22 protein-coding genes are annotated in these 20,969 nt (G+C 59.6%); 16 read left to right on the top strand and 6 right to left on the bottom strand.

Annotated elements, in window-relative coordinates:
* The first annotated feature begins 85 nt into the window (after positions 1–85).
* Together ACNPM8_RS13560 and ACNPM8_RS13555 are read left to right on the top strand one after the other, a co-directional pair.
* Positions 86–1,018: a hypothetical protein gene (locus ACNPM8_RS13560; protein WP_448940011.1), complete on the top strand. Its 933-nt coding sequence runs from the start codon at positions 86–88 to the stop codon at positions 1,016–1,018.
* Between the two features lie 63 nt (positions 1,019–1,081).
* Complete coding sequence (locus ACNPM8_RS13555) at positions 1,082–1,624, top strand: GrpB family protein (protein ID WP_388024087.1); 543 nt, start codon at positions 1,082–1,084, stop codon at positions 1,622–1,624.
* Here the strand turns inward: ACNPM8_RS13555 and ACNPM8_RS13550 are convergent.
* Positions 1,578–2,525, bottom strand: a complete 948-nt coding sequence (locus tag ACNPM8_RS13550; RefSeq protein ID WP_388024085.1) for a GlxA family transcriptional regulator — start codon at positions 2,523–2,525, stop codon at positions 1,578–1,580. The two genes, ACNPM8_RS13555 and ACNPM8_RS13550, sit on opposite strands and share 47 nt — an antisense overlap.
* 70 nt (positions 2,526–2,595) lie before the next feature.
* Here ACNPM8_RS13550 and ACNPM8_RS13545 point away from each other — a divergent pair, with 70 nt between their 5' ends.
* The 3 genes from ACNPM8_RS13545 (at position 2,596) to ACNPM8_RS13535 (ending at position 4,096) form a co-directional block, all read left to right on the top strand.
* Positions 2,596–3,171, top strand: a complete 576-nt coding sequence (locus ACNPM8_RS13545) for a cysteine hydrolase family protein (RefSeq protein ID WP_448940010.1) — start codon at positions 2,596–2,598, stop codon at positions 3,169–3,171.
* Between the two features lie 89 nt (positions 3,172–3,260).
* Complete coding sequence (locus tag ACNPM8_RS13540) at positions 3,261–3,800, top strand: GNAT family N-acetyltransferase (protein WP_448940009.1); 540 nt, start codon at positions 3,261–3,263, stop codon at positions 3,798–3,800.
* A gap of 122 nt (positions 3,801–3,922) precedes the next feature.
* Positions 3,923–4,096, top strand: coding sequence for a hypothetical protein (locus ACNPM8_RS13535; protein WP_388024080.1), 174 nt, complete (start codon positions 3,923–3,925; stop codon positions 4,094–4,096).
* A gap of 26 nt (positions 4,097–4,122) precedes the next feature.
* Here the strand turns inward: ACNPM8_RS13535 and ACNPM8_RS13530 are convergent, their stop codons facing one another.
* The gene (locus ACNPM8_RS13530) at positions 4,123–4,596 is read right to left on the bottom strand and encodes a mycothiol transferase (RefSeq protein WP_332727279.1); all 474 of its coding nucleotides are present in this window, start codon (positions 4,594–4,596) and stop codon (positions 4,123–4,125) included.
* A 63-nt stretch (positions 4,597–4,659) separates the two neighbouring features.
* On the opposite strand from ACNPM8_RS13530, the gene ACNPM8_RS13525 reads away from it, so the two are divergent.
* Positions 4,660–5,595, top strand: coding sequence for an aminoglycoside phosphotransferase family protein (locus ACNPM8_RS13525; protein WP_448940008.1), 936 nt, complete (start codon positions 4,660–4,662; stop codon positions 5,593–5,595).
* Positions 5,596–6,953: 1,358 nt separating this feature from the next.
* Here ACNPM8_RS13525 and ACNPM8_RS13520 read toward each other — a convergent pair.
* Positions 6,954–7,202, bottom strand: coding sequence for a hypothetical protein (locus tag ACNPM8_RS13520; protein WP_448940007.1), 249 nt, complete (start codon positions 7,200–7,202; stop codon positions 6,954–6,956).
* A 101-nt stretch (positions 7,203–7,303) separates the two neighbouring features.
* Here ACNPM8_RS13520 and ACNPM8_RS13515 point away from each other — a divergent pair, with 101 nt between their 5' ends.
* From ACNPM8_RS13515 to ACNPM8_RS13485, 7 genes are all read left to right on the top strand, one after another.
* Positions 7,304–8,491: an ROK family protein gene (locus ACNPM8_RS13515; protein WP_105657162.1), complete on the top strand. Its 1,188-nt coding sequence runs from the start codon at positions 7,304–7,306 to the stop codon at positions 8,489–8,491.
* Positions 8,492–8,611: 120 nt separating this feature from the next.
* A complete protein-coding gene (locus ACNPM8_RS13510; RefSeq protein ID WP_105657163.1) occupies positions 8,612–10,213 on the top strand; it encodes a peptide ABC transporter substrate-binding protein in 1,602 nt (533 codons plus the stop codon).
* 84 nt (positions 10,214–10,297) lie between these two features.
* Positions 10,298–11,221: an ABC transporter permease gene (locus ACNPM8_RS13505; protein ID WP_105657164.1), complete on the top strand. Its 924-nt coding sequence runs from the start codon at positions 10,298–10,300 to the stop codon at positions 11,219–11,221.
* Between the two features lie 8 nt (positions 11,222–11,229).
* Entirely contained in the window at positions 11,230–12,126 is an 897-nt protein-coding gene (locus tag ACNPM8_RS13500; protein ID WP_105657165.1) for an ABC transporter permease, read from the top strand.
* Entirely contained in the window at positions 12,126–13,130 is a 1,005-nt protein-coding gene (locus ACNPM8_RS13495) for an ABC transporter ATP-binding protein (RefSeq protein WP_448940006.1), read from the top strand. The genes ACNPM8_RS13500 and ACNPM8_RS13495 overlap by 1 nt, the downstream gene beginning before the upstream one ends.
* Positions 13,123–14,169 carry an ABC transporter ATP-binding protein gene (locus ACNPM8_RS13490; RefSeq protein WP_105657167.1) on the top strand — a complete coding sequence of 349 codons (1,047 nt, stop codon included), beginning with the start codon at positions 13,123–13,125 and terminating at the stop codon, positions 14,167–14,169. Before ACNPM8_RS13495 ends, ACNPM8_RS13490 begins: the two co-directional genes overlap by 8 nt.
* A gap of 3 nt (positions 14,170–14,172) precedes the next feature.
* Positions 14,173–15,354 carry a Gfo/Idh/MocA family protein gene (locus tag ACNPM8_RS13485; protein WP_388024074.1) on the top strand — a complete coding sequence of 394 codons (1,182 nt, stop codon included), beginning with the start codon at positions 14,173–14,175 and terminating at the stop codon, positions 15,352–15,354.
* A 108-nt stretch (positions 15,355–15,462) separates the two neighbouring features.
* Here ACNPM8_RS13485 and ACNPM8_RS13480 read toward each other — a convergent pair whose 3' ends face one another.
* Together ACNPM8_RS13480 and ACNPM8_RS13475 are read right to left on the bottom strand one after the other, a co-directional pair.
* A complete protein-coding gene (locus ACNPM8_RS13480) occupies positions 15,463–16,116 on the bottom strand; it encodes an HAD family hydrolase (RefSeq protein WP_388024072.1) in 654 nt (217 codons plus the stop codon).
* 55 nt (positions 16,117–16,171) lie between these two features.
* On the bottom strand, positions 16,172–16,618 hold the full coding sequence (locus ACNPM8_RS13475; RefSeq protein ID WP_332503593.1) for a MarR family winged helix-turn-helix transcriptional regulator: 447 nt from the start codon (positions 16,616–16,618) through the stop codon (positions 16,172–16,174).
* Positions 16,619–16,732: 114 nt separating this feature from the next.
* Here ACNPM8_RS13475 and ACNPM8_RS13470 point away from each other — a divergent pair, with 114 nt between their 5' ends.
* Both ACNPM8_RS13470 and ACNPM8_RS13465 read left to right on the top strand, forming a co-directional pair.
* Positions 16,733–17,914, top strand: coding sequence for an MFS transporter (locus ACNPM8_RS13470; protein ID WP_448940005.1), 1,182 nt, complete (start codon positions 16,733–16,735; stop codon positions 17,912–17,914).
* Positions 17,915–17,958: 44 nt separating this feature from the next.
* Positions 17,959–18,789, top strand: a complete 831-nt coding sequence (locus tag ACNPM8_RS13465) for an aldo/keto reductase (RefSeq protein ID WP_105657171.1) — start codon at positions 17,959–17,961, stop codon at positions 18,787–18,789.
* Positions 18,790–19,229: 440 nt separating this feature from the next.
* Here ACNPM8_RS13465 and ACNPM8_RS13460 read toward each other — a convergent pair whose 3' ends face one another.
* Positions 19,230–19,706 carry a hypothetical protein gene (locus ACNPM8_RS13460; RefSeq protein ID WP_146112254.1) on the bottom strand — a complete coding sequence of 159 codons (477 nt, stop codon included), beginning with the start codon at positions 19,704–19,706 and terminating at the stop codon, positions 19,230–19,232.
* 237 nt (positions 19,707–19,943) lie between these two features.
* Between ACNPM8_RS13460 and ACNPM8_RS13455 the strand changes: the two genes are divergently transcribed.
* The gene (locus ACNPM8_RS13455) at positions 19,944–20,906 is read left to right on the top strand and encodes a carbohydrate ABC transporter permease (protein ID WP_105661761.1); all 963 of its coding nucleotides are present in this window, start codon (positions 19,944–19,946) and stop codon (positions 20,904–20,906) included.
* Positions 20,907–20,969: the final 63 nt, after the last annotated feature.

The following is a 20,969-nucleotide window of genomic DNA, read 5'->3' as shown; positions in this document are numbered from 1 at the left end:
GCGTTTTTTAACAAGCATTACGCGCAAGCGGTCTTGATGGCACAAGTTTTTATGAGTCGTTTTTATATTCAGTTATCATCTGAACATGATCAATGCATCTCGTGGAGCAAGAATTTTCAGCACGGTGGCCGCGGTTGGGCTGCTGCTCACTGGGTGCAGCGAACCAGAGCCGGACCTGGAATCCTCAACGCCAACGGTAGTTCCTTCGCCGAGCAAGGAAGAACCTGGGATCGAATCCCTGCGAGATGCGGATCTTGGAAACGCAACCTGGATGGATCCGATGGCGCTCGATGGCAAACCCTCGAAGATCCGTCTTGAGAATTCGAAAGCCAGCGATGAATTCAACAGCTATGAGCTGGGCAAGATCGTCTACGCGGATCTGGATGGCGACGGCGTAGACGATGCCGTCGCATCGTTCATCAGCACGTCCGGCAATGCCTATTGGGAGCACTTTGTTGCCTGGGTTGCGACGGAGGAGGGGCCAGTCCAGGTTCCCGGCGAGATCGCTTATTCGCATAATTGCGGATCCACCGTTGCGAGCGTGGTGCCAGCCACGCAGGGCGTCAACGTCACTGAGTACCTGCGCAGCGATTTCCAGAATACTGCCTGCGCGGAAAATGGCCCGCTGGAACAGGTTCGAACGGTAGGCGTAAAACAGTATTCCGGCGATGACCAGTACTACCTCGTGCGCACGGACGCTCTTGGAGGCGACGGTGGATACTGCCACCCGGAGGCAAAGGGCGACACCATTTCCGTGTCGATCCCCGTCTATTCTGCCCCGAACGCCAAGAGCGAGATGCCTCTGGACGATCAAGAAATGATGGGCTACCTGGCCGGACCGGAAGCCATGGAGGAAGTCACCGACGACGGGCAGTGGATGCTGGGCACGGTGCTGGTCAGGGATGGGCAAGCGGAGTCGGGCATGCAGACGCGCTGCGCGTGGATGCCGACGATGAAAAACCCGCTGCATACCGACGGGGACGCGGTGCTGGGTGAAAACGGCCAGCCGGCTGGATAGGGCGAAGTGGAACCTGCCTGGAATCGCACCTTCCGGCTTCCGGCATCGAGGCATACTGGATAGATGAATAGCGAATGGTTCGATAAGCCCGGTGGTGAACCTGTCCATCTTGTCGAGCATGATCCGTCGTGGGCCGACCAGGCCGCTGATTGGATGCTGCGCATCCAGGACGCCATTGGTCCTGCCGCGGCATCTGCAGAGCATATCGGGTCGACAGCAGTACCGGGCCTCATCGCCAAACCAGTTCTCGACCTCCAACTAGCTGTTCCGGATATTTCAGAAGAGTCCGCGTACCGCAGCGGCCTCGAAACGCTGGGGCTTGTGCTGCGGCAACGGGAGACCGGCCATCTCTTCTTTCGTCCGCCCGCGGGAGAGCCCCGAACAGTGCATGTTCACGTGTGCCAACTCGGTTCGGTCTGGGAACGCGAGCATCTGGTGTTCCGCGATCGACTGAGGGAAGACGCCAATATTGCTACCGCATATGCCGAGCTGAAACAGGACTTGGCCACGAGGGTCGGGGATGACAGGATCGCTTATGCGCGAGGCAAGGCGCAATTCATCAAGGACGTTGTCGACGGAAAGCCGCTGCATGGCCGGTCGGCGTGATCCCCAATCGCGACGAGAAATGCTTGCGCAGCAGATCATCAGAAGCAAAGCCAACCTGACGGGCAACGGCGCCAACCGACAGGTCGCTCTGTTCCAGTAGGCGTTGGGCCTCGCTGACTCGAAGATCATTGAGCCATGCAATAGGTGTTGTCCCGACCGCGTCTGAGAACCACCGGTGAAAAGTCCGTGGTGACATTGCGCAGACCGCTGCTAGTTCCTGGACGTTCCAATGCCGTTGAAGATCTTGGCTGACTGCCAGATGCAGTTGTTCAACTGACGGCGATGAATTCCCAGGAATGCTGGTATCCGCGTATTGCGCTTGGGTTCCCGGTCTGAAAACAGGGGTGACCATGGCCTTCGCGATAGTTTCTGCAGCGCTGGTTCCCCAGTCCAGACGTACTAGATGGAGTAATAGATCAACTCCTGCGGTGACTCCAGCCGAAGTCCATACTTTGTCCTCGCCACAATACAAATCCCTCGACTTGACGTTGACCTCTGGATAACGCCTTGCAAGTTCATTGGCAAAACGCCAGTGGGTCGTCGCGCTTCGCCCATCGAGCAGTCCTGCAGCAGCGAGTGTGAATGCGCCGGTACACAATGAGGCGACAAGAACCCCGGCGGAAGCAGCTCGTGCAACTGCTGCAACTTCCTGCGGGTGAGGTTCTGCGAGCGGATTCTCGCTTCCTGGAACCACCATCATGTCGAGTTCCTCCACCGAAGCAAGCGGATGTGTGCGCCGTATTGAGCGAACCGGGTCAAGATCGGTGACCGTGGTTGCTGCGAGGATTCGAACTGCGGGCCGGGGGAGACCACGGTCGGTTCGGTCGTCGTACACCTCACGTGCAACTTCGATATCAAATGCTCGACGGCCCGGCCCAACTAGAATCCCCACGATGGTCATGGCGCAATCTTATCGAACCATGTCATTTATGCCACTGGTTGGGTAGCTCTATCCCTGATGAAGTAGAAGCATGATGACAAGTACAAAGACCGCATTGATCGTGGTTGACATGCAACAGGGTTTCTACGACACCTCATGGGGCCCGACAACCAACTACCCGCAATGCGAGAACAACGTTGACCGGCTTCTCTTGGAGTGGTCCGAAAAGAACCTGCCGATAGTGATCGTCAGGCACGATAGCCGAAATTCGGACTCGCCCTTGTTCGTGGAAAGTCCCGGCAATAATCTTCACGAATCGGTGCAAGTGGTCACCCCTGATCTGTTCGTAACCAAGTCAGTGAACTCATCATTTTATGGCTTCCCGGATTTGGGCCAGTGGCTGAGGTCCAATCAGATCAAAAAGATCGTGGTTTGCGGAATCCAAACCAACTTGTGTGTAGAAACCACCGCCCGGATGGGCGGAAATCTGGGATTTGACGTCATTGTGCCTCTCGATGCCACACGAACTTTTGATCTGGCAGGACCTGACGGCACGGTAATACCGGCAGCCACTCTGATGCAGGTTACGGCGACCAATCTTCACGGAGACGGCTTTGCGCTGGTGGTTTCGACGCAAGAGATTCTGGATTCATTGAAAGCGGCCTGACATGGAAGCAGATATTCGGCCGGGTGCTGTCGCCACCGGATTCATGTTTACGCTGACTGGATCCGGCATGTCTTCTATAGGCTTGCCCCATGAATATCTCGTTCACAGCAATGGCACCGGAAGACAGCAGTGCCATCGCCGCTTTTCTATCAAGCAACAGCTTCCCATTCCATGTCCGTCGGAACTGGACAGAGCCGGAGCTGAGACGACTAGTCGATAGCGGAAGATATTGGAACAGCGAGCGCCAAGGATTCTGGATTATTGGCGAGGGAGAATGCTTGGGAATGGCAGTACTCGAAGATCTGGAAGACGACACTCCCATGCTTGACCTGCGCTTGGCGGAAAAGCACCGGGGATCAGGCCTGGGTACCCTCGTACTGAGGGAATTGACTGCCAAGGTGTTCACTGATTTCCCCGGCACCTTGCGCTTCGAAGGCCAAACCAGGGAAGACAACATCGCGATGCGCAAGACTTTTCTTCGCGCCGGGTTCCTCAAGGAGGCGCATTACCGGATGGCGTGGCCCACCGGCGACGGGCGCCATCTCGCCTCGGTTGCCTACGCGATCCTGCGCCAGGATTGGGAATCCGGGACCGCTACCCGCTTCGATTGGGAAGATCTGGACCTGTGAGCGGCGCGCGGTCCTGCGGCATTTGATTTGGCGCCTCTGGCAACTGCGCACTGATCCTGCTAGGGTTTCATCACACCAAATCAACTACCGCTGAGCGGTAGAAGGCTTCTAGGAGGGTAGCCATGGCTGCATGGCCCAGAATCGCGGCGCTGGCCATGCTGCTGGCCGCCATGGTGGCATTGATGGCATTCCAGTGGCTTCCAGCTCTCTTGTTCTTGCCTGTTGCAGGAGCCTTGCTCGTTTGGGACGGCTCTGCGCGCGGACGCTCTTCAGGCCCCGGGAAAGGCCATGGGTAGGCCAGCTGTGACCTGCCGGATGCCTTTCACGACGCGTCTTTGGCCAAGTGATCCCGGGTGATTTCCAGATGCCCCAAGTGCTGGCAGAGCTCTTCGAGCACATGCAGCAGCACGCCCTGGCAGGTGGACATCCAGTATTCGCCCTCCCTGCCTGGCGGGGCCGCAACGGGAGCATCATGCATGGCAGTGAACGCCAGGTCGTTGGCGAACGCCTTCCTGGCCTCATGCGCCAGTTGCAGGGCAGTCTCCTTGTCCATCACCGCGGTGAACTCGGCGGCCCGATCGCGGGGGACCTCGATGCCGAGATTGACCGTGGAAGACCAGCGGCGCATCATCCCGCAGCAATGCAGCACCAGCTGCACCGGCGAATTGCTGCCGTGAACGGGCAGGACGCTATTGGCCTGTTCCTGCGGAATGCTCGCCAAGGTTTCGGTAAGCTGGTCGAATTTCTCCAGCAGGAGCGTGGCGAGGATCTGCTCGCCGGGTGCAGGGGAGTCCATGCACCGATTCTAGAACGATTCGCGCGGCAGGGTGAGCCATGCGGGGTGCACTAGCATTGAGCAATGACTTCTTCTGTCTCCACGGATAAGGGAATGCCGCCAGCCGAAGTTGAAATTGACGCGGAGCTGGTCAGGCACCTGCTGGTTAGCCAGGCGCCGCACTGGGCGAACCAGGACATTGCCTATCTGGCTACCGGGTGGGATAACGAGGTGTACCGGCTGGGTGCTGAGCTGGTGGTGCGCCTGCCGCGCCGGGAACTAGGCGAGGCCATTGGACTCAAGGAACGGCGTTGGCTGCCGCAATTGGCCGCCGAGACCGGCCTGCCCATCGCCATGCCGGTCTTCGTTGGACGGCCCGCACCGCAGTACCCCTTCACGTTCTCCATTTGCCCCTATGTCCCGGGCCGCAGCGCCGCGACGGTGGACCGCCGCAGGCGCGATGGCTACGCCGGAGAATTCGCGCAGTACTTGTACCGGCTGCACCAGCCTGCCGGAGCGTCCAGACCGCACAGTGAATTCCGCGGGGTGCCGCTGGCCGCGCTCGACAAGAAAACCCGCAAGCAGATTTCGGCGCTGGACCCTACATTGCACGAACCGGCCCTTGCACTCTGGGAAGACGCAGTGGCCGCGGCACCGCATGAAGGCGCACCACTTTGGTTGCATGGTGATCCGCATCCGCACAACACGATTGTCAACGACTCAGCCAACGACGATGCCACGGTTTCGTTGGTTGATTTCGGAGATCTCTGCATTGGTGATCCAGCCAGCGACCTTGGCATGTTCTGGATGCATTTCAGCCCTGCAGCAATTTCGGAGGCATTCGACCAGTACGGGGCAGAACCCCGAAGCTCGTTATGGCGACGTAGTCGAGGCTGGGGTCTGAGATATGCAATGTTGACCGCAGACCTCGGCCCTGATGATCATTTGGGCGTCATTGGCCGTGAAACATTGGGAATCCTGCTTACCGATTCCGAATCAGCGGCGATTGCCGGTAATTGAACGATGGGCGGGTCCGTAACACAATGCGCCATGGGAATGAGCTTCGAATACTTTTTAGGTGGTCAGCTGGGCTTTCAGCCTATTTTCTCTACTCTAAGATTCCATCACTGTTGTCTAGATGATTTGCGGGTGAAGAGTTACGGAAGCGCGTCGAACTGAGAGATGTTGCCCAGGTCAATATTCATTTGAGGGTACGGTATCTGAAGGGTTGATGGGGTAAGCATCAAGAAGAGGATCCTGGAGGATCTTTTGCGCGGTCCGTCGCTCGCATCCGACTACGAGACTTCTCGCGTAGATGTCCTGACCGACGAACCAGCGAAGATTCGAGGGCCACCAGTACATCGGCACACGCTCCGTTGACGTCGTGGACAAGAGGGAAGCTCCGCGCTGATCCGTCAATTTTCCGGAGTAGAGCAGCATTTCGCTTTGATACGGAGAAAACATCGTGGTCTGTTCATGAAATCCATGGCATACCCGGCCCAGGAAGCGAAAGAGTGGGTGCTCGGATCTGGATCGAGGGTTTTGGTCAGTTGCCTTGCAAGACTGGCGGGTGGATTTCCCCTGTCGGGTACCCGCCAGTAACCCTCCGGTTACTTGGCGTCTTTTTTCACTGCGAGCTCGGGCCACTGGATCCATGCCCGAGGCTGACTCCGTTCCTGCCCATGACATCCGTCCGGAGGATAGTTGAACCGTCTCGAAGTTCGACCGGATTGAGGACCAGCACATACGATTCGTAACCAGAGGAATCACTGAGGTCACTGTGTTTCCCGTTTAGTCCAGCAGCCTGGCGACAGCTTCTGCTGGATGCATATCGGCTTCATAGCGCGAGGTATGCATGGACGTAGACTACCCTGGCTCGATGGCTGAATCCAGTGAAGCCCGTTTCGCTTGATATGGTTCCAGTCGGAGAGGAGTAAAGACCAAAATGAACTTGGTTGAGCCTTCCCACAACCATGCTTTGCAGCCACGCCGATTCGGCAAAGGCGGACGTATTTCTTAGCTGGAAAAGTGTGCTTCAAGCTGCTCGGTTCGAGGGCTGATGAAAGCGACTTGCTAGCCTCTTACGGCCACAGCGATAGAAGAACGCTCTACGCGACAGCAGCAGAAATGTCGAATGCGGGGGACCGAGCTCCTTGAACAGCAGCACCGTCCAACCGGGCTATGGGCTGGCAGATGGTGTTGTGGATCGGCGGCAAGGTGATCCCATATCGCCGGGTTTAGCACACGGGGCACAACATTGCTTTTCAAGTTCCGAAGCGCGCTGTTTCCCGCAGTCCGCCCTACTTTACCCACCAGCTTCGCGGCTTCCCACACGGGATCTTCTGCCGCTGAAAGTGCGCGCGTTGGAATGGGCGCGATCAACCGGTTTTCCGTACAAAGAAACCCGCTGCGCCGAACGAAGCGAAATGCGAGAGTCCTTGCATCACATGTTGTTGATGGCGTACTTGCGGCTTGACGGGGAATATGCCGCAGCCAGCGAATGGGGCAGCGAAAAGTGGTCCGAAAGGATGTTGCGGCCCCAGAAAATGGCGAACCAGCCAGAACGAACCGGTCCGCTTCGTTCCTGGTGTAATAGCTGGTTGGGCTGCGTAATTCTGCTTAATCATGGCCTCTGAATGCCACCTGTGTTCCCGAAGTTGACCCGCACAGTGACACAATAAGCCAAGTAGCCCCTTCAGGTTGCTGTCATGGAAAGGACCTTCTCCGCATGTCCCGCAAGTCCGACCCGGCCCGGGTGCGCAACTACTCGATGGTGCTCCAGGAGATTTTCTCTTCGCCCGGCGGCTCCCGCAAGGATGTCGCCGATGCCCTGGGCATCAGCGCCGCATCGGTTACCGGCATTGCGGCGAGCTTGCTGGAAAGCTCATTAATCAGCGAAGCCGAACCAATGGCTGTGGGGCAGGGGCGGCCCAGGGTCCCATTGCACGTTGATACCAAGTCCAATCTGGTGATGGGCATCCACCTGGGACCGCGAGTCACCGGCGTGGTGCTTACCGGGCTGGATGGGGTGGCCAAGGCCTCGGTTCTCGTGCCGCATGATGGCTTGGGCGCCCAAGAGTCCTTCAAGCTGGTCATTAACCAAGCGAAACAGCTGGTGGACGAGCATGCCAAGGGGAGGCCAATCTTGGGGACCGGGGTAGCCACCGGCGGCATTGTCGACCGGATCAACGGGCGGATTGTGGAGAATCGCGGTGCTCGTTGGCAACAGGTTCCCGCGGTGCAGATGCTCGAAGAATTGCCCCAGCCGATTATTCTGGACAACAATGCCCGCGCAGCGGCGCAGTCCGAGCTGTTCTATGGGCATGGCGCCACGGAGCGCGATTTCCTACTCATGGTGATCACCTCGGATTTGGGCGCGGTTTTAGTCAGTGACGGGCGGATCCGCGCCGGCTGGTCGCAGCATGCCGGGAACATTGCCCATCTTCAAGTCAGTGACCAGGGGTTCCCTTGCGATTGCGGACGCAGTGGCTGCCTGCAAGTCATGGCAACCGACGAAGCTACCGTACGCCGGGCGCATGAGGCCGGTCGCCTTGATGTGATGCATTATGGCGATATTGATCGGCTTTATGACGCTGGTGATGAACAGATCCGTGCCCTGGTCGCTGATCGCGACACCTTTGTCGCCCGGGCCGCTGCGATGCTCTTCGACCTGCTGGACCCGGGGCTGCTAGTAATCGCCGGGACCCCGGCCGAACGCCCCGAAACCCGGACCCTGGTCCAAACGGTGGTCGCGGAGAATTCCCTGCAGGGCGCCCAGGCCTCAAGCCGCGTAGTCTACTCCAGCGACCATTCGCTGTCGCTGTCGATCTTCGCAGCCAGCTTGATGGTGAACGAAGTGCTGGCCAATCCGCTGGCCTTTATTGATCGGCTGCATGCGGAGACAGAGGCAGAATAAGCCCCGGAAAGTGTTGACAGTCACACCTTCTGCAATGTTTACTTTATTTCATAAAATAAATAAAGTGACAGCGGCCACGAGCCCGGCACAGGTGCCGGTAGCCGCTCAGGGAGGAACAAGATGGAACGACAGAAGAAAACTGCGCTCGTTGCCTGTGTCGTATCGCTGATGCTCGCCGCAACCGGCTGCTCATCAGCCAGCAGCCAAGCGGAGCAAGTCGGTGATGGATCCGGTGAGGCAACCTTGTCATTCATGACCAGCGAGCCAAAGAGCATCGTGCCGCAGAAGGATCCCGGAAGCCAGATCGGTATGGCGCTGTGTGCGAACCTGATGGAAGTGAATTCCGAAACCCAGAAGCTGGAACCGCTGGCCGCCAAATCGGTGACCAGCGATGATGCCCAGGTCTGGGATATCGAGCTGCAAGACGGATGGACCTTCCACGATGGCACCCCGGTAACGGCACAATCCTTCGCCGATGCCTGGAACGCCACCGCCACCGGATCCAACGCCTGGCAGGGCAATGGCACCTTCGTCTCCTTCGAAGGCTATGACAAAATGAACCCGCTGGATGGAGGCAAAGCCAAGGCCAGCGAGCTCTCCGGAGTCAAGGTTGTGGACGACACCCACATGGAAGTCACTCTGAAGGCGCCGAACCGCGACTTCCCGGCAATTCTGAGCACCAACCCGACCTGCCCGATGCCGCAAAGCGCATTCGATGACGAGACCGGTTACGACCAGGCACCAGTTTCTAACGGACCATACAAGTTCGACTCCTGGGATCACAACCAGCAGGTAGTGATGGAGAAATGGGACGGTTTCAAGGGTGCCGAGGGCTTCAGTGGCGGAGCCGAGAAGCTGATTGGTAAGATCTACACTTCCGTGGATCCGGCCTACACCGACATGACCGCAGGCAACCTGGACATGATCCGCAACGTGCCGGCCACCATGGTGGACAAGGCTTCCAGCCAGCTGGGCGAAGAAGCGCTGTACAAGGTCGCAATCGGCTCCAAGCAGCAGACATTGCAGGTCCCTGCCTACGTCGATGAACTGACTTCTCCGGCTCTGCGCCAGGCGATCTCCATGTCCATTGACCGCGAAGCGATCGCCACCTCGCTGCTCAAGGGTCACGCCGAGCCATCTGACTCATTGGTCCCGCCATCGCTGGAATCCTACGTTCCCGGATCCTGCGAAGCATGCACCTTCGACCCCAAGGAAGCCAAGGAGATCCTGGCTGATGACGGCGGCTTTGAAGGCACGCTGACTATCGAAAGCAACTCCAACTCCGACCAGCAGCTGGTGCAGGCCATTGCCAAGCAGATCCAGGACAACCTGGGCATCAAGGTGCAGATGAAGCCGATGCTGGGCACCGAGCTGTCCGAGCGCCGCAACAACCAGAAGCTCGAAGGCGCAGCCTTCGGCTTGTGGGGCTGGTCGTACATGTCTCCTGACCAGTACCTGAGCCAGTATGAGACCGGTGGCGACGGCAATCTGGCCACCGGCTACTCCAATCCAGAAGTGGACAAGCTGCTACGCGCGGCCCGCGCCGAGATGGATGATGGGAAGTCCACCGAGCTGTTCAAGCATGCCGAGGCGAAGATCATCAAGGATCTGCCAGCCATCCCGCTGTTCATCCCGACCGACTACGGCCTGCAGTCCAAGTGCGCCGTGCTCAACGACGTGCAGGGCGACCTGCAGTACTACCGCGCGGGCTACGGCTGCTAGCACCACCAGTCTCCGGCGGGCGGGCCATGAAACGAGTCATGGGTCCTCCCGCCGGTACACACTATTCTTCTTAAGGGGTAACCAATGCTGGGTTATACCGTGCGGCGCATCTTGCAGATGATCCCGGTGCTACTGGGCGCCACCTTCATTATCTACGCACTGACCTTTCTGATGCCGGGCGACCCGATCTCGGCGCTCACCGGCGAACGCCCGCTGCCCGAGGCCACCGTGATGCAGATCCGCCAGGCCTACCATTTGGATGACCCGTTTTTCGTCCAGTACGGCAATTACATCCTCGGGGTCTTCCGCGGGGACTTCGGCATCGACTTCTTCGGCCGCCCGGTACTGGATTTGATCCTCGAGCGCTTGCCGGTGACTTTCGCGCTGGCGCTGACTGCCTGGGTGCTCAAGCTGTTCATTGGCCTGGTTATCGGCGTTTACGGAGGGCTGCGCCGCGGACAGTCGGGAGACCACTTCGCACTGGTGTTCACGGTGCTGTTCATGGGTGTACCGGGCTTCGTGATCGCTCTGGGCGCACAGACCTACTTCGGTGTGCACTTGGGCTGGGTGGACCCGGCCGGCATCCGCGCGGGCTGGCCCATGGCCTTCATTCTGCCCGCCTTGGTCATGGCCTTCGAGGCCGCCGCCGGGCTGGCCCGGCTGACTCGCACCTCGCTGGTGGAAGTGCTGCGCGCTGAATACCTGCGCACCGCCAAGGCCAAGGGCCTTTCCCCGCGGCGGATCATCTGGGGCCACGCACTGCGCAACGCCATGATCCCGGTGGTGACCTACCTGGGCCTGAGCCTAGCCGGCATGCTCGGCGGCGCGGTCATCATCGAGGCCATCTTCAACATCCCGGGCATTGGGGGACTGATGGTCAGCTCCATCAACAACAAGGAAGGCACAATCGTGGTTGGCATCGCTACCTTGCTGGTGCTGGTGTACTTGGTTTTCAACCTGCTGGTTGACCTGACCTACGGCCTGATCGATCCACGGGTGAGAATATGAGTTCGAGCATGAGCACAGTCAATCCCGCCGATGGCGCCCAGGCGGTGGACCGCTCCCCGCAGAAGTCGCGCGGCGCGCACCGGCGCTGGTGGCTGAAGCCGCGCTTCGCGATCTCCGGGTCCATTGTGCTGCTGATGATCCTGATGGCCGCGTTCCCTCAGCTGTTTACCGGCTTTGGTCCCGGGCCCACGGAGAGCTGCGACATCCTCAAATCCAACCAGCCGCCTAGCGCCGCGCACCTGTTCGGCATCGATATCCAGGGCTGCGACTACTATACCAATGTCATATATGGGGCGCGCGCCTCGATCCTAGTGGGCATCGTGGTCTCGGCCATCGCCTTTGGCATCGCCGCGCTGGTCGGGGCCGTCGCCGGATACTTCGGAGGCTGGGTGGACGCAGTGATTTCCCGGGTGTGCGATATGGCCTTCGGCCTACCGTTCATCCTGGCCGCGATCGTGGTGCTGCAGCTGTTCAGCGAGCGCAACGTGTGGACCGTGATCTTCGCGCTGTCCCTGTTCGCATGGCCCGGGGGCGTGCGCTTCATGCGCTCTTCGGTGCTGGAAGTGCGCAACCGCGAGTACGTGCAGGCCTCCCGGCTGCTGGGCGCCAGCAATGGGCGGATCATCGCAAAGCACATCGTGCCCAATGCAATCACCCCGCTGCTCGTGCTGCAGACCCTGGGTGTGGGCGGGATGATCTCTGCCGAGGCCGGCCTGACCTTCATCGGCATCGGGCTCACCCCGCCGTCGGTGTCCTGGGGCCTGCAGCTGGCAGCGGCCCGCGACTATATTGATGCCGCCCCGCACCTGCTGCTGTTCCCAGCCGTATTCCTGACCATTACCGTGCTCGGCTTCGTCCTGTTTGGCGAAGCCATGCGCGACGAGTTCGACCCGAAGGGCAAGTGATGAGCACTGCGCACGAAGCAGCAAACCCGCTGATGGAGATCAAGGACCTGCGCGTTGAGTTCGCCACCCGGCAGGGAGTTGCCACCGCGATCAACGGCGTGGATCTCTCGCTGCAGCGCGGCCGCGCCCTGGGCATACTGGGTGAATCGGGCTCAGGGAAGTCCGTGACCGCGCGAACCATCATGGGCCTGCTGGACACTCCGCCGGCGAAAGTCACCGGTGGGCAGATCCTGCTGGACGGAGAAGACCTGCTCGCAGTGACCCCCAAGCGCCGCCGGGAGCTGAACTCGGCCAGCGTGGCCATGGTGTTCCAAGACGCGCTCAGCGCCTTGAACCCCGTGCACCCGGTGGGCCGCCAGATCGGCGAGCTGTACCGCGTGCACCGCGGCTACAGCCCGGCAGAGGCCAAGAAAGCGGCCATCCAGATGATGGACCGGGTGCGCATCCCAGTTGCAGCCAGTCGGGTGAACGACTACCCTCACCAGTTCTCCGGGGGCATGCGCCAGCGCATCGTGATCGCGATGGCCCTGGCCCTGGACCCGCAACTGCTGATCGCCGACGAGCCGACCACCGCGCTGGATGTCACCGTCCAGGCCCAGATCCTGGAGCTGCTGACCGAGCAGCAGGTGGAGAACAACATGGGCTTGATCCTGATCACCCACGACATCTCGGTGGTCCGGGAGGTCACCGACCAGGTGGCGGTGATGTATGCCGGGCGGATCGTGGAGAACGGGCCCACCGCCCAGGTGCTCTCCGAACCGGCACACCCCTACACCCGCGGTCTGGCCTCATCGGTGGCCAGCGAGGAGCTCAAGGGCCAGCTTCTTCCAGCAATCCCGGGCAGCCCGCCGGACCTGCTGAACCTGCCGGCTGGCTGCGCCTTCGCTGGGCGTTGCCCTCTGGCCAACCAGCAGTGCGCCACCGAAGTCCCGGAACTAGACGAAATCGCCGCGCAGCGCCACACGGCCTGCTTCAACTCCCAGGAGGTGCTAGCCCATGCTTAGCCCGCAGACCCTGCCAGAGACCGCGACACCGGATGCCGCCCCGCTGATGGAAATGCGCGGGGTTACCCGCCACTACCCGGTGGCCCGTTCTCTGCCCATCGGGCCGCGCAAAGTAGTCAAGGCCCTGGACGGGGTGGACCTGCAGGTGCAACAGGGCAAGACCCTGGGAATCATCGGGGAAAGCGGCTGTGGAAAGTCCACCATGGCCCGCGTGCTCAGCGGGCTGGAAAAGCCCACTGCTGGCCAGGTGCTGTTCGAGGGCCACGACATCAATGCGCTGCGCGGAGCGGAGCGGGCGCAGATGCGCCGGAATATCCAGCTGATCTTCCAAGACCCCTACGCGTCGCTGAACCCGCGCATGACTATTGAGCAGATCCTCTCCGAGCCCTTCGAAATCCACCCGGACATCGCCAAGCGCGGCTCCCGCCGAGCTAATCTGGGCGAGATGATGGAATTGGTCGGGCTGAACCCCGATCATTTGGGACGCTATCCGCACAACTTCTCCGGAGGCCAGCAGCAGCGCATCGGCATCGCCCGCGGCATCGCACTGAATCCGAAGGTGCTGATCTGCGACGAAGCGGTCTCGGCCCTGGACGTATCGGTGCGCGCCCAAGTGGTGAACCTGCTCGATTCGCTGCAGCGCGAACTGGGTCTGAGCTACGTCTTCATCGCCCACGACTTGCAGATCGTGCGGCATATTTCCGACTCCGTGGCCACCATGTACCTGGGACGGGTGATCGAGACCGGCTCCTACGCCCAGGTCTATGACGCCAGCGCCCATCCCTATACCCAAGCATTGCTCTCGGCAGCACCGGAACTGCGCCAGGATCCGGCGCATGCGCGCCAGTTGATCATGCTGCAAGGCGACCCGCCTTCGCCGATCGACCCGCCCTCCGGCTGCCGCTTCCACACCCGCTGCCCGGTCGCCCGGCCGGACTGCGCAACTAGCGAGCCGGAGCTGGATCCGGTGGCCGATGGCCACCGCGCCCGCTGCTTCTATCCGGGCCCCATCAGCACAGAACTATCCCAAGGAGACTGAAACATGGATTTGAAAGTTGGCATTATCGGCTTCGGGCTGCGCGCTTCCCTGCACCGCTACCTGCAGCGCCCAAACGAAGGCAGCGTCGTGTCCATTGTTTGCGACACCAGCGAACGCGGCCGTCAGGATGCCGCTGAGGCGCTTCCTGATGCGGTAGTCACCGGGGATTTGCAGGAATTGCTGGACTTCGAGCTGGACGCAGTGCTGGTGCTCACCCCCGACTACACGCACCGGAACGTGGTGGTGCGCACCTTGAAATCCGGTATTCCGACCTTCGTGGAGAAGCCGCTGGATATCACTTTGGAAGCGGCCGACGAGATCCTGGATACCGCTCGGCGCACAGGCACCCGGCTGTATGTTGGACACAATATGCGCCATATGCCGGTGATTCGGCAGATGAAGCAGCTCATCGACTCCGGGACCATCGGCGAGGTCAAGGCCGTCTGGTGCCGCCACTTCGTAGGCAACGGCGGAGATTACTACTTCAAGGACTGGCATGCCCAGCAGCGCTATGCGAATACGCTGCTGCTGCAAAAGGGAGCCCATGACATTGACGTTATTCACTGGCTGGCCGGAGGCTACAGCACCCAGGTTTCGGGCGTTGGCGCGCTGGCCGTCTACGGGGACGTCACCGATCGGCGGGACAACTCGGATCTGCGCATGCGCGACTGGTTCTCGCTGTCGAACTGGCCCCCGGCCAAGCAGACGCAACTGAACCCAGAACTGGACGTGGAAGACTTGTCAATGGTGCAGATGAAGCTGGATAACGGGGTGCTGGCTTCCTACCAGCAGTGCCATTTCACCCCTGACTATTGGCGCAACTACACAGTGATCGGCAGCGCCGGGCGGTTGGAGAATTTCGGCGACGGTCCCGGGGACTTCATTCACGTGTGGAACACCCGCAGCACCCATGGATTCGCCGAACCGGATTTGAAGGTCGAAGTCAATGGCGATGATGAAGGCCATGGCGGCGCAGATCCGAATTTGATCGCAGAGTTCCTGCGTTTTGCCCGCGTAGGGGGAGCGACCGATACTTCCCCGGTTGCCGCTCGCGCGGCAGTGGCCGTGGGCGACTACGGCGCCCGCTCAATGCGCGCGGAGGGAGAGGCCCTGCAAATTCCAGCGCTCGATGGACAGCTCGCCGAGTATTTCGCTGCCAACCAGCAGGCGGCGGCCGTTAGCTGACCTCGATGGGGCTGGCATTTTTGGTGCAGCTGGGCGGTCGCTTCAACGTTCTGAGCAGGCAGAGCCTGCTAAGATTAGGCGAACCGGCCAGCTCCCCGGGGCTCTGGCTTATTGCTTGGATGCCAAAGCTGGCAGCTTATCCATGGAGGTGAACACCTGCGTTGCGCCAGCTGCGCGCAGCAGCTCGGGCGAAGTGCTCGTGGGTCCGCCGTTGGAATAGCCGTACACCGTCGCGCCGGCCGCGATCCCGGCAGCCACCCCGGTGGCAGTGTCCTCGATAACCAGTGCGCCAGCTGGGTCAATGCCCAGTGACGCGGCTGCGGCCAGGTAGACATCCGGTGCCGGTTTGCTGCGTGGGCATTCCATGCCGCTGAAGACCCGGTCTCCGAAGTACTCGGTGAACCCGGCCAGGGCCAGCTGCATTTCGACCTTGGCCCGGTCTGCGCCGGTGGCGCAGGCAATGTTCTGGCCGTAGACCGAGGAAATCTGCTTGACTGCTTCCAGCGCTCCGGGGATCGGCTGCAGCTCCGAGCGCAGCGCTTCGTCGCGGCGTGCGCGGAACTGGCTAATCCACTGGTCGTCGATCCGGAATCCGGTCTGGTCGAGAATGGGTTGCCACTGGTCTTTCAACGCCTTGCCGATGAAGATCTCGATGCATTGCTCGGGGCTGATCTCCCAGCCCAGCTCTATGAGCATCTGGCGGAGCACGGAATTGGTGATGGACTCGGAATCCACCAGGACGCCATCGCAATCGAAAAGCACGGCGGAAAATTTCGGATGCAGCAAGGACGGTCCCTTCCAAGGATTCAGCAATTGGCTACGCGGCAGAGAACTCGTGGAGAATGCGGGCCAGCGGCGCCAGCTCAGGTTGCTCTTCTGCCTGCTTCAACACGCGTTCCAGCGTGGCATCGTGAATGGGCTTGGCCTTCTGGTACAGCTCGTGGCCAGTGGCAGTGAGCTCGGTGTAAATGCCGCGGCGGTCATCGGCGCACAGCACCCGCGAGAGCAGATTGCGGTCTTCGAGCCTGGTAACCAGTCGCGTCGTTGCGCTGGGGCTCAGGGCCGTGGCGCGGGCCAGCTGCGCCATGCGCATATGCCAGCCATCCTGACGATTCAGGGCATCCAGAAGTGTGTACTCGACCACAGAGAGCCCCACTTGCGCCGTCAGGTCCTTTTCAAGTGCAGTATCGATTAATCCGTGCAACGACGCCAAAGTGCGCCACCCTCTTGCCCGAATTTCGACAGCATCATCTGCGATTCCCATCGGTTCCTCCAAAAGTACTTGCTTGCGCTGGTTAGTTGCGTGTGCAACGATAGTGTTCATCGCGCAATAACAAGCGTGTGCAACTAATTTATCTAGTCTATCAGGAGTAACGCTATGCCGCTCGGTCTTATTGCGTTGGCCATCGGTGCCTTCGGCATCGGGCTTACCGAATTCGTCATCATGGGCTTGTTGCCGGATGTGGCGGCCGACTTCGGCGTCAGCGAGGCCGCAGCTGGCTGGCTCATTTCCGGATACGCATTGAGCGTGGTGGTCGGCGCCCTCGGCCTGACCGCAGCCACCGTCCGCTTGCCGCGCAAGCCGGTGCTCGTCGGGTTGCTGGTACTTTTCATCATCGGCAACTCGCTTACCGCGATGGCCGCAACGTACGAAGTGGCCATGATCGGCCGCGTCATCGCCGCCCTGTGCCACGGTGCCTTCTTCGGCATCGGCGCGGTCGTGGCAGCTGACCTGGTCCCGGCCAACAAGAAGGCTGGCGCCATTGCCATCATGTTCACCGGGCTGACCGCGGCCAATGTGCTGGGTGTTCCCTTCGGTACCCTGCTGGGGCAGCATTCCGGCTGGCGCTCGACTTTCTGGGCCATCTCCGGCATTGGCATTATCGCCCTGATCGGCATCCTCGTGCTGGTGCCAGCCATCAAGCACGCAGCCGAAGGCATCTCCCTTCGCAGAGAACTCGGGGCCTTCACCTCGCTGCAGGTCTGGCTGTCCCTAAGTGTCACGGTCCTTGGCTACGGTGGCATGTTCGGCGCCTTCACATACATCGCCTACACCCTGACCGAGGTCACCGGATTCAATGAGACCAGCGTTCCATGGCTGCTGATGCTCTTCGGCGTGGGTCTGTTCGTCGGCAACTGGATCGGTGGCCGCATGGCTGACAAGAGCATCGACCGCACTCTGCTCATCTTCATCTCGGCACTGCTGGTGGTCCTTGTCCTCTTCGGATTCTTCGCAAGCAACCAGATCGCCACCGTTATCGCTTTGCTGCTGATGGGCGGCTTCGGGTTCGGAACCGTTCCCGGTTTGCAAAGCCGCATCATGCAGTACGCCGGCAATGCACCGACCCTGGCATCCGGCGCCAATATCGGTGCGTTCAATGTCGGCAACGCGCTCGGCGCATGGGCTGGCGGCCTGGGCATTGCGGCAGGCCTGGGCTACACCTCGCCGATCTGGATCGGCGCACTGATCACCCTCGTCGCACTGGTCGTTATTCTCCTGGCCATGGGCTTGGCCAAGAAGTCTTCGGCAGCATCACCCCAGCTGGTTACAGCTGGCTAATCCACAGTTTTGTTCAGTCCCCAACCAATTTCTAGGAGTTAGACATGACTACCCCCATTCCAACCATCACGCTGAACAATGGCGTTGAAATGCCTCAGGTAGGTTTTGGAGTCTTCCAGGTTCCCAACGAAGAGACCACTGCTGCAGTGGGTTCAGCGCTCAAGGCCGGCTACCGCAGCATCGATACCGCCGCCATCTACGGCAATGAGGAAGGCGTGGGCGCAGCACTGGCCCAGTCCGGCATCGCCCGAGAAGACCTGTTCATCACCTCCAAGATTTGGATTGCGGACATGGGTTACGAGCAGGCGCTGGAAGCCTTTGATGCAAGTCTTGAGCGCTTGGGCCTGGACTACCTGGACCTGTACTTGATTCACTGGCCAGCCCCGGAAAAGAATCTCTACGTTGAGACGTGGAAGGCGCTGGAGAAGCTGTATGCAGAGAAGAAGATCCGCGCCATCGGAGTTTCCAACTTCCAGCCTGAGCACCTGGAGCAGCTGGTCGCCGAAGGAACCATCGTTCCGGCCGTGAACCAGGTGGAGCTCCACCCAGCTTTGCAGAACCGCGAAGTCGTTGCAGCTAACGCGCAGCACGGTATCGTCACCGAAGCATGGAGCCCGCTGGCTCAGGGTGCAATGCTCACCGACGAAACCATCGTGGGCATCGCTCGGGCACATGAGGTGTCCGCGGCTCAGGTCATCCTGCGCTGGCATCTGCAGCAGGGCCGGGTGATCATCCCGAAGTCTGTGACTGAATCACGCATCATCGCCAACTTGAACTTGTTCGGCTTCAAATTGACCAGCGACGAACTGGCAAGCATTGATGCCCTTGATCGCGATGGACGCACCGGCCCAAACCCGGACACCTTCAACGGCTAACTTGATGACAACAACCAAGATGCTGCCTGTGCCCTCATCGGGCCACGGGCAGCATCTATGGCTTGGATAGTCCGAGGATTTGTTCGGATGCGGACTTTCTGCACTGGCGCCGGCTGGCCACAAGCATTATGGAGTGACGGACGACTATGCGTCTGATACAGCTATACGGCGGATCGTACAGTTTCCATTGATCAATGCTCTGCGGAAAAATGTAGGTAGAAATCATGTTTCGCCCGTCGGCCAGCTATACAGTCAAATGGAGACAGATCGGCGACGCGTGCTGTCTCCGGTTCGGCATCCTGCTGGTACGGCAAATTTTTTTCTGCCGCAGTCACGGTTGGAGAACGCAACGGCGCGTACTTGCTTGAGAATCATGCCTATCAGCGCCGTAAGTTCGCCTTTGGAGATTTCGAATGCCGAACTTGCAACTGCAGCGGGCGTTAGTTCGCCACCCCGGAGATAGCCACGGCGAGGACTCCACCCGTTCCCTCACCGAGGATGCCGTTGAATTGCACCGCATCGACCTGTGCCGTAGACAGGATCTCTGAAACCGATACGTTGTTCTCCTCGCCATTGCAGATGACTTCGACAGTATCGTTGCCGCTCCAACTGGACCCAGTCTGGGTGGCGAATCCGAGTCGAAGCGTTCCCTCTCCGAAGCAACTGACGCGGATCCCCGTGATCCGGGCGCCGGAGTCATAGTTGAGAACGATGCCCGAATCAGTATCTCCCGGAGTACCTTGGCCAACGCGCAGGGTGCCCCCACCGAGGGATCCCTTTGCAGACGTGGCTGCCTCCAGGAACATACTTGCCTCGTTTTGTGACTGATTCCAATCGACTTCAGGCATCGACGAGCAAGAGGCCAACCCGATAATAAGGACAGTTGGCATGATGACCGGAGAAAGACGTTTAACCATTTGAAGCCATACTATCAAGGTGACTGAAGAATGAAACTTTGGTGTAACCGGACTGTCAGAGCTACGGCACGGCTGGTGTTTGAACGTGTTTGGTTTTAGGCGCACAATGTACAAAGTTCAAAGGCCGTGAATCTGGGCGCGCTTTGTCTCAAAGAGGTGACGTACGCTGGGAGAGGTTGGATCCGCTCAGCCTTTACCCTACCTGGCGACGGAGCGCCCGCGTCGAGGATCCGATTCATGAGCGTCCATGTAGATTCGAAAATAAGTACTTCTACCGCGCAGGACCGCAATCAGTCTGAGACGGGCTCGACGATTGCTAAATCCAGACTGGGAAAGCTCGTATCCGTGAAACCGGTTCAATCAAATCGTGAAACTACGTTGTTGAGTCGGCTGATTGTCACTATCGTGTTGGGATGCTTTGCGATTTATTTCCTAGCACCAATATGGTGGTTACTGGTGTCGGCTTCAAAACCGATGGGCGAGCAGTTTGCTGCTCCAGGTTTTTGGTTCAACGGAATGCACCTGGGGAACAACATCGCCGAGTTGTTGGCGGCACGCGACGGAATTTTCCTGCGGTGGATTATGAATTCCGTATTTTATGCCGGGATCGGTGCCCTGGTTGGGACGTTACTGGTATCGATGGCTGGCTATGCCATGGCCAAATACCGCTTTCGTGGACGCGAAGTAGTTTTCAGTGTGGTGCTAGCAGCGGTACTAATTCCCAAGATTCTTTTCACTTTGCCCCTGTACCTCATGTTTTCAGAGCTGGGATTGATCAATAATCCATTGGCTGTCCTGCTGCCCAGTATCGTCAGCCCCTTCGGTGTATACCTTTCGCGAGTCTTCGCCGCGCAGTCCGTACCTGACGAAGTAATTGAAGCAGCGCGTCTTGACGGGGTAAGTGAGGTTGGGATCTTCTTCCGCGTGGGTGTGCGCATGATGACGCCCGCTCTGGTGACCATCTTCTTGATCAATTTTGTAGAAATCTGGAATAACTATCTGTTGCCTGCAATGGTCATCAATGACTCCTCATTGCAGCCCGTGACAGTGGGTTTGGTGGCTTGGTTTGCTTCCAATGGCAAGGTGCCAATGTCGCTGGTAGTCGTTGGAGCACTGGTTTCCGTGATTCCGTTGCTGTTGCTATTCCTGTTCCTGCAACGCTTCTGGAAAGCAGGCCTGACAGCTGGCGCCATCAAATAAGCGGAATGCCCAAGGCTCGGTATTTTTACATCATTGGTCAGCAAAGCGGCCAGCTCAACGCTC

This window comes from Glutamicibacter sp. AGC46, from assembly GCF_053543715.1.
This window is presented reverse-complemented; position numbering and strand designations above follow the sequence as displayed.